General features: G+C 59.9%; 11 protein-coding genes. 8 read left to right on the plus strand and 3 right to left on the minus strand.

Translation table 11 applies throughout. From position 1 onward, the window contains the following. Window positions 1-34: 34 nt before the first annotated feature. Together CQ020_RS14355 and CQ020_RS14360 are read right to left on the minus strand one after the other, a co-directional pair. Window positions 35-793, minus strand: a complete 759-nt coding sequence (locus CQ020_RS14355; protein WP_105692455.1) for a DUF5058 family protein — start codon at window positions 791-793, stop codon at window positions 35-37. A gap of 395 nt (window positions 794-1,188) precedes the next feature. Then, window positions 1,189-2,583 carry an MFS transporter gene (locus CQ020_RS14360; RefSeq protein WP_105692456.1) on the minus strand — a complete coding sequence of 465 codons (1,395 nt, stop codon included), beginning with the start codon at window positions 2,581-2,583 and terminating at the stop codon, window positions 1,189-1,191. Window positions 2,584-2,785: 202 nt separating this feature from the next. Here CQ020_RS14360 and CQ020_RS14365 point away from each other — a divergent pair, with 202 nt between their 5' ends. The 7 genes from CQ020_RS14365 (at window position 2,786) to CQ020_RS14395 (ending at window position 12,806) form a co-directional block, all read left to right on the plus strand. Beyond that, window positions 2,786-4,225: an MFS transporter gene (locus CQ020_RS14365; RefSeq protein WP_105692490.1), complete on the plus strand. Its 1,440-nt coding sequence runs from the start codon at window positions 2,786-2,788 to the stop codon at window positions 4,223-4,225. Between the two features lie 882 nt (window positions 4,226-5,107). Next, entirely contained in the window at window positions 5,108-6,073 is a 966-nt protein-coding gene (locus CQ020_RS14370; protein ID WP_105692457.1) for an ABC transporter permease, read from the plus strand. Next, a complete protein-coding gene (locus tag CQ020_RS14375) occupies window positions 6,070-6,930 on the plus strand; it encodes an ABC transporter permease (protein WP_105692458.1) in 861 nt (286 codons plus the stop codon). Before CQ020_RS14370 ends, CQ020_RS14375 begins: the two co-directional genes overlap by 4 nt. Beyond that, the gene (locus CQ020_RS14380; protein ID WP_219844515.1) at window positions 6,927-8,789 is read left to right on the plus strand and encodes an ABC transporter ATP-binding protein; all 1,863 of its coding nucleotides are present in this window, start codon (window positions 6,927-6,929) and stop codon (window positions 8,787-8,789) included. Before CQ020_RS14375 ends, CQ020_RS14380 begins: the two co-directional genes overlap by 4 nt. A 79-nt stretch (window positions 8,790-8,868) precedes the next feature. Next, complete coding sequence (locus CQ020_RS14385; RefSeq protein ID WP_105692459.1) at window positions 8,869-10,434, plus strand: ABC transporter substrate-binding protein; 1,566 nt, start codon at window positions 8,869-8,871, stop codon at window positions 10,432-10,434. A gap of 32 nt (window positions 10,435-10,466) precedes the next feature. Next, entirely contained in the window at window positions 10,467-11,477 is a 1,011-nt protein-coding gene (locus CQ020_RS14390) for a dipeptidase (protein WP_105692460.1), read from the plus strand. Window positions 11,478-11,657: 180 nt separating this feature from the next. Next, entirely contained in the window at window positions 11,658-12,806 is a 1,149-nt protein-coding gene (locus CQ020_RS14395) for a thiolase family protein (RefSeq protein WP_105692461.1), read from the plus strand. Between the two features lie 603 nt (window positions 12,807-13,409). Here CQ020_RS14395 and CQ020_RS14400 read toward each other — a convergent pair. Then, on the minus strand, window positions 13,410-14,159 hold the full coding sequence (locus tag CQ020_RS14400) for an SDR family NAD(P)-dependent oxidoreductase (RefSeq protein WP_105692462.1): 750 nt from the start codon (window positions 14,157-14,159) through the stop codon (window positions 13,410-13,412). A gap of 312 nt (window positions 14,160-14,471) precedes the next feature. On the opposite strand from CQ020_RS14400, the gene CQ020_RS14405 reads away from it, so the two are divergent. Continuing rightward, a complete protein-coding gene (locus tag CQ020_RS14405; RefSeq protein ID WP_105692463.1) occupies window positions 14,472-16,064 on the plus strand; it encodes an AMP-binding protein in 1,593 nt (530 codons plus the stop codon).

Raw genomic sequence — 16,064 nt, forward strand, 5'->3', positions numbered from 1 at the left:
TGGCTCGGGGGAGTACTGGAACCGTCGGGGGCGTTCATGCAATGCCCGCCGAGGCGAGGGCCACGCCGGTGGTGATGCCGACGACCAGGGCGAACCCGAGTCCCCATTCGCGAAGCCACTGCTTGCCGGTCCGTTTGGCGAGGTACAGGCACAGCGCCATGGTGCCGCCGCTTGCGAGGACGACCACTGTGGCGGCGAGACCCTTCTGGAACTGCTGGATGCCGAAGGTCATGAATGCCCCTAGCAGCGCGGCTGTCGGGATGATCGTCATCGCCGCCGCGGCGCGTGCGCTGCGTGAGACTTCGATGCGTGCCGTACCGCGCTTGAGCAGGGGCGTCACGATGAGGGTGACGATCATCCAGCCCGAGCCGGCGATGGAGAGGCATAGCAACACGGTCGCGAACACCGACTGTGTATAGCCCTCGCCACCGAGTGTGACGCCCTGAGCGCCGGCGGCGACCTCAGCGGCTGCGACGTCGAACGCGGCCGAGCCGATGAGGCCGATGCGGGTTAGGACGCCCGGAGTGCCGAAGACGCCTAGGAGCGTAATGGCGATGAGGGAGACGGCCAGCGACGGGCCGATCGCAGCGATCGCGCCAGCACGGACAGATCGCGCAACGTCATCGGCCGACATCCCGACCGCGGGTGCCGCCTTGCGCACGGCCACGAAGTAGATAGCGGACTGAGCCGCGATAACGGCAAAGACGCCGACCGCGGCGATCCATAGTACGGGGCTGTTGGCCGCTCCCAGGATGTCGGACGAGCCGGGATCGAGCATTGGAAGCTCAGGCATGAATTCTCCTTCAGGATGTAACGCCACGTCAGCGGCTGATTCATTCCTTAAATAATGGACGGTGTCCATTAAAGTTTCGATACCCGTGAGGTTTCGATCGTGTAACGGTTAGCCGAAGTGTCAATTGTTCAGCGATCCCATGGCAATCGACGATATTTTCTGAGTCTGACCACTGAGCTATTCCTCCTTCGTCCAAGCCGCGGCCAGCGATCTCGACTTCGATGCGCTGCGGGGCGTGTCTCCGGGAAGGAGGGCGCCTCAGGTGTCCAACAGGCCGCTTGGTGTCGAAGCGAGCGGCTTGGTACAGGACGATCGATTTGAAACGTCCACACTGGACCCTGGGGGATTGCGTCCTTCCATGACCGTGTGGAGGTGCTGAAAGTCGGCTCTGATACTCAAGCAACCAAGACCGGCTCGCGCGAGGGCGTAACGGCGAGGTTGGAACGAGGCAGCATGAAGGCGGCGCCCATGGTGAGTACGCTTACCACTGCTGCGATCACGAATGCCGTGGTGAAGCCGCTCGGTGCGTAGTTCACGGCTGAGATCACAAGCCCGCCGATGAGGGCGCCGAGGGATCCGCTGATGCTCTTAATCACGAAGGACAGTCCGGAGACGCTCGCCTGTCGATCGCTCGGAGCGGCAGAGATGGCGACGTTGAGCAGTTGTGTAAGGGCCAGGCCGATCCCGATCCCGATCAGCACCATCGCAACGACGATCAGGCCGATGCTTTGGAACCCTACGGCCAGCAGCAACGAGCTCGCGGCAATAGTGCCAGTCCCGATGAGCATGGCTATCCGCGCGCCGACGAGCCGTTCGAGGTGTCCTGCGAACGGTGCCGCGATAGCGCCGAGCGCGCCCAGCGGCAGGAGCAGAAGTCCAGTTGTTGTCGCGGTTCCACCGAGCCCGCCTGCCTCGGTCGGCATGGTGATCAGTATCGGCAGGAGTACGTAGGCGGAGAAAGTGCTGAACCCGACGCCGAATGCGACGGTGCAGGCTCCTGCGATCGGACGGGTGCGCATGAGTGCGAAGTCAACCACGGGATTCTCGTGGCGACGTTCGACGACGATGAGGCCGATCACGCCAATCGCGGCTGCAGTGATGGTGAGCAATTCCTGCGGGCTGGTGAGTTCCCAGGAGCGCGCTCCCGCGATGGCGAGCATCGTGCCGCCCGCCGCGAGTGCGAGGAAGAACGCTCCGGCGAAATCGATGCGGCTGCCGGCAGTCGCGGCGATCTTCGGAGTGAATAGTGCCAGGACCGCGGAGGGGAGCAAAATCGCCAGCGTAATCCAGTACAGACCGCGGAATCCGAGCAAGTCCAGCAGCGGACCTGAGACAAGGAATCCGAGTGCGGTGGCTGCGGTTGCGATGGTGATGATCATCCCGTTGCCAATCTTCGCGGCATTGGGCGGCAGCAGGGAACTAACGAGTTTCACCGAGAGGGGGATCAGCGCTAGGCCGATGCCCTGCAGGGCCTGACCGGTGATGAACAGCTCGATCGTTGGCGCGACGGCGGACAGCAGGACGCCGAGCGACACGGCTAGAAGCACTCCGACCAGCACCCATCGCGTGTCGGCGACGTCACTGAGTCGGCCGATGACTGGAGTGGCGACCGCGCCTACGAGCAGTAATGCGGTGAAGGCCCAGACGATTACGGCGGCGGGGACCCCGTAGAAGTCCATCATGCTGGGGAGCGCCGGCGAGATCGCGGTTTCCAACGCGCTGTACGAGAACAGAGCGAGAGTGGCCGCGCTTAGTGCGAGGACGCCTTGAGGGGACGTGCGGTGGGACATGGCTCTCCTGCCAGTTGGGGGAAATGTTCTGTATATCTATATACTTGGTGCACCATCTAATGCAAGAGCAATCACCAAATTTAACAGGCCGGAAACACAAAGCGAACCCTCGCTCAAGTGTTCTGGCATTGGTGTCATCACCAGGGATCCAGTGTGTTTCCCTACTACTTATGCCATCCACCTCTATAAGGTGGCAGGCCCGATGCGAAGGAACTCCGTGCGTGACAGACGATCCCTTACCAGTTCGCCCGACCCTCGTCTGATCACCGCTGTCCTCGCCTTCGCGGGAATGAGCGCGTCTTTTATGCAGACGCTTGTCGTGCCAATCCAGGCGAAGCTACCCTCATTGCTCGACGCTGAACGTAGCGAAACGGCGTGGGTGATCACGGCGACGTTGCTCGGCGCGTGCATATTCACCCCGGTGTCGGGGCGACTCGGTGACCTCTACGGCAAGAGGCGTATGGCGGTTGCGTCCCTCATAGTGCTCGTGATCGGTTCAGTAATCTGCGCCTTGGCTGGGGACGTCTGGACCCTCGTTGCCGGTCGCGCGCTTCAGGGTGCGGTGCTGGGAATCATCCCGCTCGGCATCTCGATCCTCCGGGACACCCTGCGCCGTGACCGTCTGCCCGCTGGCATCGCCATGGTTAGCGCGACCCTCGGGATTGGAGGCGCGCTCGGCCTGCCACTTAGCGCCCTTGTTGCGCAAACCCTTGACTGGCACGTCCTGTTCTGGCTGTCAGCCGGCCTCGGAGTGCTTAATATCGTTCTCTTGCTGATCGTTGTTCCGGTCTCGACCTTGCGGTCGCCCGGCAGCTTTGACGTGGTCGGGGCGATCGGGCTCGCACTAGGACTCAGTGGGGTTCTCATCGCGGTCTCCCGCGGCAACGAGGTCGGCTGGACGAGCCCTGGTATCCTCGGCGCTGGTCTTGGCGGCGTCGCTGTGCTAGGGCTCTGGGGCTGGTACGAGCTGCGGCAAGACAGTCCGCTTGTCGACCTGCGCGTTGCCGCCAGACCGGCCGTTCTCTATACCAACCTCGCCTCTGTAGCCGTCGGGTTTGCGTTCTTCGGCGCGCAAATCACTCTGCCGCAGCTGCTTGAGCTGCCGGCGGCCTCCGGGGTCGGCTTCGGGCTCAGCCTGATAGTCGCAAGTCTCGTGCTCGCCCCTGCTGGACTCGCGATGATGGGCACCTCGCCCCTTGCGGCCAGGCTTACTTCGCGATTGGGTCCACGCTCGGTCCTCGTTGCAGGGACAGCGCTGATTGCTGCCTCATACCTTTTGCTCCTATTTCTGGCAGGAGAGGTATGGCAGATCCTTGCAATCAATGCACTGATCGGCGTTGGTATCGGACTTGCATACGCGGCCATGCCGACATTGATCATGCACGCTGTGCCCGCCTCTGAAACTGCGGCAGCCAACGGCCTGAATACGCTCATGCGCACACTTGGCAACACGCTCTCGTCCGCTGTCACTGCGGCAGTACTCGCACAACTCACTATCTCGGTCGGTGCGGTCAGCGTACCCAGTTCCGAGGGCTTCCGCGCCGCGTTCGTCATCGGTGCGGCTGGAGCGGTGGTGGGAGTCGTGCTGAGTCTCCTCATTCCACGTACCTCGCGACCGGAAGCTCATCCGTCGCTACCGTGACTCGGCCAGTTCTTCACTTGGTGTCTTCGAGCAGCTCTGATTCGCTCGCGTGCCAACCCCGCGCCGCACACTGCAAAGTTTATTGATCACCTCAGCAACTGACCTCCCAAGCCCATTCCTGACCCGCCTGCGGGGCATCCGAACACGACCGCGACTGATGCGTCACCCGTCATCCATGTTCAGTAGGATCCGGAACGCAGTGTGATGTCAAGGAGATTCGACGTTTCTTGCCGTTGGATATCGTAACTTACGCGATTCCGTCGCTCCGGGTTCTCTGGAATGCTCGCCCTGCCTCATGCGTCGTTGAAAGACCCTTTACCGATGGCCCTCTATGCGAGCGGGTTGGATTCGCCAATGGGGATCGCGACTGGCGAGGAGCAGGTGTTCATTAGCCATCCCTGCTTTCCTGCTGGGTACCCGTCGCCCGTCCACGTCTTGGGATCTGTCGAAGTTGGCAATCGAGACCAGGTCTTAGTGATGCTCGGCAGTTCAAGCACATCCGGTTTCGGCGGGAAAGGTTCGTTCCCCTAAGGAGTAAACCAGGGGTCACGCTTCAATAGCATCGGGAAAGACCGGAGGCGGCGGGCGCCTGCTACGCGAAGCCTCGCAGCGCCGGCCTGGCGTGCCAGTTCATTTTGAGAGTTGCGGCCAAAAACGGCTCACACGTTACTCGGCACCGCCTCGTTCCACACCTTCTGGTCAGCGCGGGCGAGCGCTGAGGCCAGCCTCGAAAAATAGAAAAGCAGCAACAACCAATGTCTTGCAGATAGTTGGTGCAGCATGTAATCTGAATCACGTAAACCCCTCAATGACTGCGGGAAAACTTGCCGGGGCAGGCCCTCTACGGGGGAGTCCTGTGGCGGCCTTCACAAAGGGAGCGCAATGTCGGCTAGACACCTGGCGCTGTTTCTGGCACGACGGGCCGGTGCATTGGTCATCATGCTGGCCATCCTGTCGTTCCTCATATATTCGCTTCTCTACCTTGCACCTGGTAGCCCCGTCGACATTCTGCTCGGGAACCAACCACGGACGCCGGAGACAGTTCGGCTTCTGAACGAGAAGTACCACCTCGACCAGCCGTTCCTCACCCAATATTGGATCTGGGCGCAGGGTGCGCTCCAACTCGATTTTGGGACGTCAATCCTGACCACATTGCCCGTCTCGGAGGAAATTGGCTCGAGGCTTCCGGTGTCGATATTCCTTGGAATCTACGCCTATATACTCACCATGATCGGCGGTGTCGGGTTGGGCGTGCTATCAGCGCTCCGCCGGAAGACAGTGGTCGACCGTGGGATCGTCGGTGCATCGGTCATCGCGCTAAGCACTCCGGCCTTCGTCAGTGGCGTGTTCCTCCTGTTCCTGTTCGCCATCACTGTCCAGCTGTTCCCTGCCACCGGTATTGGCGAAGACTTCGTCGGACGGTTGTGGCATCTGACGCTTCCGGCTGTGGCGCTGGCGCTTACAGTCTCGGCATTTGTGCTGAAGCACACCCGGGCAGCAGTCCTTGCTGTGATCGATCAGGACTATGTGACATTCGCCCGCGCACGCGGCCTGAGCCCAATTCGCATCATGAGCACCTACGTTTTGAGGAACGCACTCATTCCAATCGTCACGATCAGTGGTTTGGTGTTGGGTTCGCTGATTACCGGCGCGTTCCTCGTAGAAGTGACGTTTTCAGTTCCTGGTATCGGGCAGCTGCTGGTAGATGCCGCGGTCAATAAGGACCTGCCCCTCATTCAAGGGGTCGCAATGATCATCGCGGTGGTCATCATCCTGGCTAATCTGCTCGCAGATCTGCTCTATATGGCAATTGATCCACGGATCAGAGTCGAAAGGAAATCTGTATGACTGCCGTTCTGGAGCCTGGCATTCTTAGCCGTTCCCGGCGCCGTGGGCGGATCCCATGGATTGTCGTTGCATGCTCATCAGTAATCTTCGTGGTTGTGCTGTCTGCATTCCTGGGAAGCATGTTGGTCCCGCTGAACCCTGACGCCCAGGACACAGCCCTGGGGATGTCCGGTCCAAGCGGTGCGCACTTGCTCGGCACAGACCAGTTGGGTCGCGACATTTTCTCCAGGCTGATTGTGGGTTCTCGAACAGCTATAGTAGGGCCGGCCATTGTGGCCTTGAGCTCGATGATAATCGGTGATCTGCTCGGTTTGTTTGCGGGTTATCGCGGCGGCTGGGTCGATTCGCTCATTATGCGATGGGTGGATTTGATGTGGTCGATCCCGGCGCTGTTGCTCATCATCGTTGTCGCCGGCGCGTTCGGCGGCGGGTATTGGCTCGCGATCGGCCTGTTGATCGTGCTTATCGTGCCCCTGGACGTGAGGGTTGTCAGAGGAGCAACAATCGAGCAGATGCCACGACCGTATGTTGAGGCGGCGAGGACCCTCGGTGTGCCGGGTCGCCGGATCCTGTTGTCGCACATCTGGCCCAATGTTGCACCGGTGGCGGTCGCCAACACCTTTTTGATCTTTGCAACCTGCCTGGTGTCACTTTCCGGGTTGTCCTACCTCGGGTTGGGTGTCAGCCCAGGGACCCCGGACTGGGGTTTGATGCTTGCCGAGAATCTCAGCCTTCTGTTTGTGAGTCCACTGGCGGCCCTCGCCCCCGGTTTGATGATCGTGCTGACCGCTGCGTCCACGAACATCTTGGGCGACTGGGTCTACGAGCGACTGTCCGAGAAGGGTGTGTCCCGATGACCAGCGCAGAGATCTTTGAACAGCCAACGAAACAGGTAACGATGCCACTACTGGACGTCACGGGGCTGTCCATCGTCCACAAGACAGCCAATGCCACAAAGACTGTCGTGTCCGGAATCGATCTATCGATCTCCCCAGGGGAAATGATCGCAATCGTCGGTGAAAGCGGTAGCGGCAAGTCGATAACCGCGAAAGCGATCATGGGGCTGCTGCCGACGGGACTTATTCCATCCGGGACTGTTTCGTATGGGGGAACGAACCTCCTCAGCCTCGATGAACGGGATCGACGGCTGATGCGGGGCAGCGAGATCGGCATGATCCTTCAGGATCCTTTCACGATGCTCAATCCGGTGATGCGCTGTGGCAAAATTCTGGCCGAGTCATTGTCGCCCGAGTTCGCCAAGCGTTCGCGTTCGGAAAAACGGCAAGAGGCCATTCGCCGGCTGGCCGAGGTAGGTATTCACGATCCATCGGTCGTCGACCGATACCCCTTCCAGTTATCTGGCGGTATGCGCCAGCGCGTGGCTATTGCCGCCGCTCTTGCCCGTGACCCAAAGTTACTGATCGCCGATGAGCCATCCACAGCGCTGGATGTCACCACCCAGCGGGAGATTCTGGCGCTCATTAAGGAGATACAGCGCACGCGTGGCATGGGTGTCATGCTGATCACCCATGATCTTCGCTTGGCCTTTGGCACTTGTGATCGGGTCCATGTTCTGTACGCGGGATCGCTTCTGGAGGTTGCGCCGTCGGTTGAGTTCGAGCATGAACCGCTGCATCCCTATAGCCACGGACTGTTGCTTTCCGAGCCGCCAGTGGACCGAAAGCTTCACGAGATGCTCTCGATTCCCGGGTCCGTCCCGGACCCCGATGATGTCACGGGTATGTGCTCATTCGCGCCCAGGTGCCAGTGGGCGTCGGCGGTATGTCGTGAGGGAACACCTGCCTTGGTACAGATCGGCACCGATCGGTTGTCCAGGTGCGTACGAATTGATGAGATTCGCGATGAGATGGTCCAGCTCCGCAAGCGCATTCAAGCAGAGGCGACCGAGGCCGTCTCGGAGCCGGACTCGCCTGTAGAACCGCTCGTCCGAGTCCGGGACGTCTACAAGCAATTCAGCAGTGGCAAACTGTCCGTCCGAGCGCTGGACGGAGTGTCCATCGATATCAGTGATGGTCAGAGCGTTGGTATCGTCGGCGAATCCGGCAGCGGGAAGACGACACTAGCCCGCATGCTCATTGGCCTAGAGACCGCATCGGGCGGGGAGATCGAGATCTGCGGCATCCCGACCACGGACTGGTCGAAGCTGAGCCGCCGGGATACCAGCCGGTTGCGGAGCACCGTGCAGATGGTGTTCCAGGACCCCTATTCAAGCCTGAACCCCAAACGCAGCATCGGATGGACGCTGCAGGAGGCAATCAGGACCCACGACCCGAAGGCACGGAACATCGCTGCCCAAGAGGCAGAACTGCTAAAAACTGTAGGCCTGCCACCTGAGTACGGACAGCGCAAGCCGGTAGGACTTTCGGGAGGTGAGCGCCAGCGAGTCGCAATCGCACGTGCTCTGGCGGCGCAGCCCCAACTGCTGATTTGTGACGAGTCAGTCTCTGCCCTGGACATGTCGGTCCAGGCACAGATCCTCAACCTGTTCGGAAAAATCCGAGCCGAGAGGGGGCTAGGTTACCTGTTCATCACCCACGACCTAGCAATCGTTCGACAAATATCTGACTACGTCTACGTGATGCACCGCGGCCGTGTTGTCGAGAGCGGACCCACGAAGGAAGTCCTCGAACAACCGGCAGATCCCTACACCCGGAAGCTGATCACTTCGACGCCACAATCCAGCGACTGGCTCTAGAACCACTAGTAACGTCCCGCGATGAGGCAACAACACCATCACCCAAAATAGTCCCTCCAATACGTGAAACGAGAATGTCATGCGTAGAGTGCTTGCGACCGCAACGGCTGCGATAATTGCCGTGTCAGGCCTGAGCGCCTGTTCAGGCTCACCACAGGCAGCAACACCAACACAAGGCGGAGTTGTCCGCATCGGAATGGTCGGCAGCACGAGCACAGTCGATATTGTCGACTCGCAGATTGCCCCGCTCATTTCGAGCGCGAGCCTAGAGAACCTTGTGCAGCTCAAGGCTGACGGCAGCCTTGAGCCACGGCTCGCCGAGAAGGTGGACAATCCCAGTCCCACCGTCTACGTCTATCACCTCCGCCCAGGCGTGAAGTTCTGGGACGGGCAGGAGCTGACGGCTGATGACGTCGTCTACTCCCTCGAACGCTACCGGGATCCAGCCTCATACACGTCGGCGAAATACAAGTCAGTGTCCACCATCGAGGCAACTGACAAGAACACTGTCACCGTGACGTTGAAGGCACCCGATTCGAACTGGCCAACTCAAGCGTCAATGTTCTCCTCCCAGATCTTCCAAAAGAAGTTCTACGAGGACCACAAAGACAACTTCGGAAACCCCGGAACGCTCCTAATGGGAACCGGCCCCTATGAGATCACCAAATTGGACCCGACAACAGGCGCTGAGTTCAAGGCCAACAAGAACTACTGGGGCGGAGACGTAAAATTCGACAAGCTCGAGATCAAGTTCTTTGACACTGAAACCAACGCAGCCCTCGCTCTGCGGGCCAAATCAATTGACCTGGTGCCCAGCGTCTCAAACGTGACAGCCTTCGAGTCGACCTCCCAGGCGAATATCGTCAGCGGCCCAAGTTGCTCCATGGGCTTCTTTGCGATGAACACCCAGTCGGGCCCGTGGAGCGACGTTCATGTACGTCGAGCTGTCGCCCACGCGTTGAACCGGGACGCTTTCGTCAACGACGTCGGCGGTCGCGCCGATCCCATTACGACATTCATTCCCCCGAACTCGCTGTCCACGATTGCATCGGCAGACAAGATCGACGCGATGATCAAATCACTCCCTCAGTACCCGCACGACCTTGATGCGGCCAAGGCCGAACTGGCCAAGTCGGCCTACCCTGACGGCTTCACGGCAGAGTTGCCAACCACTGATTTCTCCAACAACGTCACCGGGTCCCAGATCGTCGCGGACCAACTCGGCAAGATCGGCATCAAGCTCACGGTGAAGAGTGAAACCATCGCGAAGTGGGTCGCCGGAGTGGGCGCTGCTGCCAAGGACCGCCCGGCCATCTACACGGCTGGTGGAGGCTGCACACCCACACCCGGGTACATGCCGTCGTACTGGCTGGGCTCGGCAGGTTTGGCTGAGGGCGGTGGCAACCTGGCCGCGTACGGCCCGGAGTCGGTGGACCGCATCATCAGCCAAGCTTCTCAGGCCACCACGCCGGAAGCTCAGTTTGATTCATACACCGAACTTTTGAAGCAGTTGGGTACAGACGTACCGTACGTCCCCCTGATGGCGCTCAATGGCAACCTCGGCATCGCATCGGGATTCGAGTGGACGTCCTATCACCAGCCATGGTGGAACGAGGCATGGCCGTTGAATATCACACGCAAATAGAACCAGCCTTACAAAGAAGAGGTAGTTGAGAAATGACTGGAAACGTTGATTTCGCTTTCAAGGATGCGGTGGTAGTCGACGCGGTTTGCGAGTTCGACTATTGGCGCGATCACTTGGACCTATGGAAGGCGGGCGGCACGAGTGTCAGCGTAGTCACTGTGTCAGCTTTGGGGGCCGCGCGCGAGGCTTTATTTGCCTTCGGTCGATGCCTTGAGTTCATTCGGAATACGCCAGGCTTGCGGTTGGCAACCTCTGTAGAGGAGATTCGGGCAGCGAAGGCAGCCGGCGAAATGGCTGTGGTGTTCCACTTCCAAGGGACCAGGCCGTTGGAGTTCGAGCCGTCTCTGATCGAGGCCTACTACCGCATGGGGCTGCGTATTGTTCAGGTCGCGTACAACCGTCGCGGAGTCATGTGTGACGGTTGCGAGGAGCCAGAGGACGCAGGACTGAGCAAGCTGGGACACACGATGCTGGCGGAGTTGAACCGACTCGGCATCCTCGTGGACATCAGCCACACCGGCTGGCGTTCGGCGCTGGAGGTCGTTGAAGCATCAACCGCACCCGTCATCGCATCCCACTCGAATCCGCATGCAGTGCATGCGAGCACCCGCAACATTCCCGACGAAGTTATTAAGGCCGTCGCGGCAAGCGGGGGCGTCATAGGAATGAACGGGCTGCCGTTCTTCGTCGCCGCAGATCCAAAACCGACTTTGGACCAGTTCATCGACCACATGGTCTATGTAGACAACCTAGTGGGCGCCGGTCACGTTGGGCTCGGGATCGACTACTGCCGCGGCACTCAGGTCGACAATAAGGCGCTCTTGACGATGGAGGACTATGAGGGGCTGGTGAAGTCCCAGATATGGAGCCGCGAAACCTATGCACCTCCGCCCTTCTACTTCCCCGATGGTCTCGGCCAAGGTGGACCGACCGGAATGCCGCGACTTGCAGATCGAATGCTCGAACGCGGATATACCGGTGATGAAGTGAGCGGAATTCTTGGCGAGAACTGGCTGCGGGTATACGGCCAGGTCTGGAAGTAGTCTGTTCGGGCCCGCGACCAGGTTCTCGGTGTATATGCCGATTCCGGTCGCGGGCTCCGTGGGTTTCTCATCGAGGGACCCGAACCTTGTCCTGAAGAATGACCATATGCATGGCTAACCAATAGTTGGTACTGCATGTATTCTTAAAGAGATTTATAGACCGCCATAGATTGGATAAACATGAATCGCGTTGCCATCGTCGCCGGCGTCCGCACTCCCATTGGGAAGATGGGCAAGGCTTATCGCGACGTACACCCCGTAGATCTGCTTGGTACCTCGCTCAAAGGCGCTGTAGCTGCCGCAGGAATCGACCCTGCTGAAGTTGACATGGGCTTTATGGGCGCAACCGGGCAAATAGGAGGCCAAGCGCAAAACGTGGGGCGTAACGCCTGGCTGGCAGCTGGGTTCCCGATGAGCGTACCTATCACCACATTGGACGCGCAATGCCCCTCGAGCCAGCTCGCTACGCACCTCGGAGCTGCGTCGATCATCGCGGGAGACGCTGCCGTGGTTATTTGTGGCGGGGTGGAGTCGCTGACCCGTGTTCCAACGAGGCTCAATGAAACAGTCGGCGAGGATAGTCCGATCTCGCCGAGTCTGAGAGCCCACTGGGACATGCCTCATCAGGGCGAGTCGGCTGAGCGGGCGGCAGAGAAGTATGGCATCACTCGAGCTATGTGCGACGAGTATGGTGTGCGCTCACATCTCGCAGCCCATGCCGCCTGGGAGCGCGGCAGCTTTGACAACGAGATCGTGCCGGTCAAGGTTGACGGTGTGACGCTCTTGCATCGCGACGAAGGCGTCCGTCCTGACTCAAGCGTGGAAAAGGCACAGGCCCTGACCTCGGTTTACCGCGAAGACGGCGTGAACAACGCGGCCAACTCCAGCCAGCTCTCCGACGGGAGTGCCGCAATAATTCTCGCCTCGGAGGAAGCCTGTGAGCGTCTCGGCTTGAAGCCCCTGGCTTGGATCCGGTCAACGACCTGGGTAGGCAATGACCCTGACATCATCTTCGACGGACCCAATGATGCCACCGAGAAGATCCTTAAGCGCACGGGACTCACGCTCGACGACATGACGTTGATCGACATTCATGAGGCGTACGCAATCCCCGTCCTTATTTGGTTGAAGCACTATGGTGTGGATGTTGATCGAGTCAATCTTGATGGGGGCGCGATCAGTCTTGGGCACCCCTTTGGGGCGACAGGTGCGCGGCAGCTGCTCCACCTCGCTCATGCGCTGCAAGCCGCCGGCGGTGGACTTGGCCTCTCAACGATGTGTGGTGGCGGCGGCTTGGCAACTGCGACGATCATCGAATCAGCCAACTGATCCGGCCTGTTCAACGGTGCACGCCCCGACTGGTCGGCGGTTATGACGACTTCTGATGATTTGGTTGGTGCTAAATAACGCAAGACGCTCGGCTGGTTCTTCCAGTCGAGCGTTCTGCGTGGTGATCCATTGCGCTTCTGAGCGACGGGCTCGGTGCCGACGACGAAAGAGCCGTGTCGGCGGACACTTTTTGGCCCCTGGGGCCTTGTGAGTGTTCCTTTGAAGCGTGCAGGCAGGCTGGCGGGCCTACAGGAGCAGGCATGCAGTTCGTTTATCGCGGTAAGTCTGTCGATGGAACAAAGCGGACTGGGCAGAGAACGCCGCACCCGCCTGCCCGGAGGGGTCGGATTCTTCGTCATGACCGAGTAGTCCGTGAGCATAACCTGCCTGCGCCGGGGGCAGGTTATGGAATGTGTTGACCGGGTGCGCGTTGACGGTGAGGGTAGAGCCTGCGCGCCGCGAAATACTGCAACTAGTGCGTCGCGCTTTAGTCGGTAGGCAGTCAGGCAACGCTGCGGTCGTTGCAACTTCCAAATTTTTGGTGTTGCAACGACCGCTTCGGCCTGCCGTCAACTATCTGGTCCGGGAGGGCTTGTTATGGAGTTAGCGCGGAGACATGCGCAAAGCTCCGTCCATGCGGATGGTCTCGCCGTTGATGTAGTCGTGGCCGACAAGGAACTCGACAAGCTGCGCAAATTCGTCGGGGCGACCCAGCCGCTTCGGAAAGGGGACGCCGGCTGCCAGATTCGTCCGATACTCGTCGCTGACGGTCGCCATCATCGGTGTCTCTATTACTCCTGGAGCGATCGTGTTGACCCGGATGCCGTGCTGGGCAAGATCGCGTGCTGCCGGAAGGGTCATTGCAACGACTCCACCTTTGGATGAGGCGTAAGCGGCTTGGCCGATCTGACCTTCGAAGGCCGAGATTGATGCCGTGTTCACCACGACGCCTCGAAGACCGTCTTCGAGTTCTGGTGTCTGCGCAATTGCCTCGACAGCGAGTGCCATCACATTGAAGGTGCCAATGAGATTGACCTGGACTACCTGAGTGAAAAGCCCCAGGTCGTGAACCCCGGTTTTGCCCAGGACGCGGGCGGAGGGCCCGATGCCGGCACAGTTAACCACTGTGCGAAGTGGACCCTCGGTGGCGGCGCGATCAACTGCGCTTCGTACTTGGTCAGGGTCTGTAACGTCAGCTGCCAGGTATGTGACGCCTGAGATTGCTGGCGCATCAGACACGCTGCGATCAAGGGCGAACACGCGTGCCCCTTGTTGGGCCAGTCTGGCGGTCGTGGCGGCCCCGAGGCCGGAGGCTGCTCCGGTCACAATGACAGCGGTGTCGTTGAGTAGCAAGGTAGCTCCTATTTTTTGGGTCAGGTTTTGGGTCAGGCGGTTACACGCCATTAATACTATGGTTGCCATTCAATGGTACTGCATGTAATATTCATCACTAGGGGCGAAGCGTGTGAGCCCGGCCGAAAGCCCGCCTATTGACGGTGCGCCCGGCACCCTGAACTAATCTGAACACGCGGATCGAGGAGCGATGACAAAGCCATTAAGCGACACTTTTGCCAAGGCCCGGGGGAAGTTCCTGAGCGTGGTTGACGAACGAGGCGCTTCGCTGATCTCTGCTGTGCACCCCAACGGGCAGGACGCCCAATAGATATGACAACTCACCCATTCCAAGTCGCCCAAGCACACGACTCCGGGCGATCCTTCGACGATTTGAACTCTGTCATCTTGGGAGCCTTCCGACGTTTCAGCGATTCGATCCTGCTGCAGTCGGCGACAGGGGAGACCTATACGGGTTCCCAACTCGAGGCCGAGGTGGCTCGCTATGTGGCGGCTCTGACCGAATTGGGCGTGGGCCCGGGGAACCGGGTCGCTCTACTTGCGGCCAATAGCGTCGAGGTCTTGTTCGTCCAGAATGCTGTAGGTTTCCTTGGAGCGGCCTTCGTGCCATTGCACCCCATGGGATCGCCCAGCGACTTCGCCAACATTCTGCAGGACGCCGACGTGGAAACTGTTGTCGTGAGCGAACAGCGACGATCCCAGATCCAGCAGGCCGTCGAGATCTCGGCAAGCAGCGCGCGAGTACTCACTTTGGGGGGCGGTGGCGCAGAAGACCTCGTGAAACTGGCCGCGGGCCAGGAGTCCAACAAGGTCACACTCCGAGAACTCGACCCCGAATCCATCTACAGGGTTACCTACACCGGCGGCACTACCGGGTTCCCGAAGGCCGCGCTGGCGAGCTTTCGCTCTATGGCGACCATGTATGGAATCACGATCTCCGACTGGCAGTGGCCAAAGGAACCCCGGACATTGCTTTGCGCGCCGCTGAGCCACGCGGGCGCAATCTCTTTCATGCCGACCATCGCCCACGGCGGAACAATGTATGTCGAGCCGGGATTCGACCCGGTCTCGGTGCTGGCTTCGATCGAGCGCAACCGCATCACTTGCGTCCTGCTGGTACCCACAATGATCAATGCCCTGTTGGACCACCCCCGGCTTCAGGAGTTCGACGTATCCAGTCTGGAAACGGTGTTCTACGGCGCCTCACCGATCTCTCCGACACGCCTCAAGGCAGCGATAGCACACTTCGGACCGGTGTTCTTTCAGTTCTACGGACAGGCTGAAGCCCCGACCACCTTGACGATCATGCGGCGGGAAGAACACGACGTGATGTCGGATGGTCGGCTCAGCTCGTGCGGCAGGCCTGTGCCGGAAGCACAGATCCGGATGGTCGACGCCGACGACCAGGAGGTCCCTGACGGCGAACCAGGCGAATTGTGCGTCCGTGGGCCGCTGGTGATGAGCGGCTACCTCAACCGACCCGAGGAAACTGCTGAGGTATTCCGGAACGGGTGGTTACACACCGGGGACATCGCGGTGCGTGATCCGGACGGCTATTTGCGTATCGTAGACCGCGCCAAAGAGATGGTCATCACCGGCGGTTTCAACGTCTATGCGCGTGCCGTTGAGGACGTCTTGGAAGAGCACCCGGGGGTGGCGTCAGCCAGCGTGTTCGGAGTGGCTGACGAGCACTGGGGCGAGATCGTAGTGGCGGCAGTCGTGCGTGAAGACCCTGGCACAACAGCCGAAGAAATCATGGCCTACGTGCGCGAACGCAAGGGGCCTGTGCAGACGCCCAAGAGCATCAAGTTCGTCCCGGAAATTCCCCTGACTGCCGTGGGAAAGAGAGACAAAAAGGAACTGAAACGCGGGTGGGCTGACGAACCGACAGAAAGAACAAAATGA

The organism is Arthrobacter sp. MYb23 (assembly GCF_002979775.1).
GTDB lineage: Bacteria > Actinomycetota > Actinomycetes > Actinomycetales > Micrococcaceae > Arthrobacter.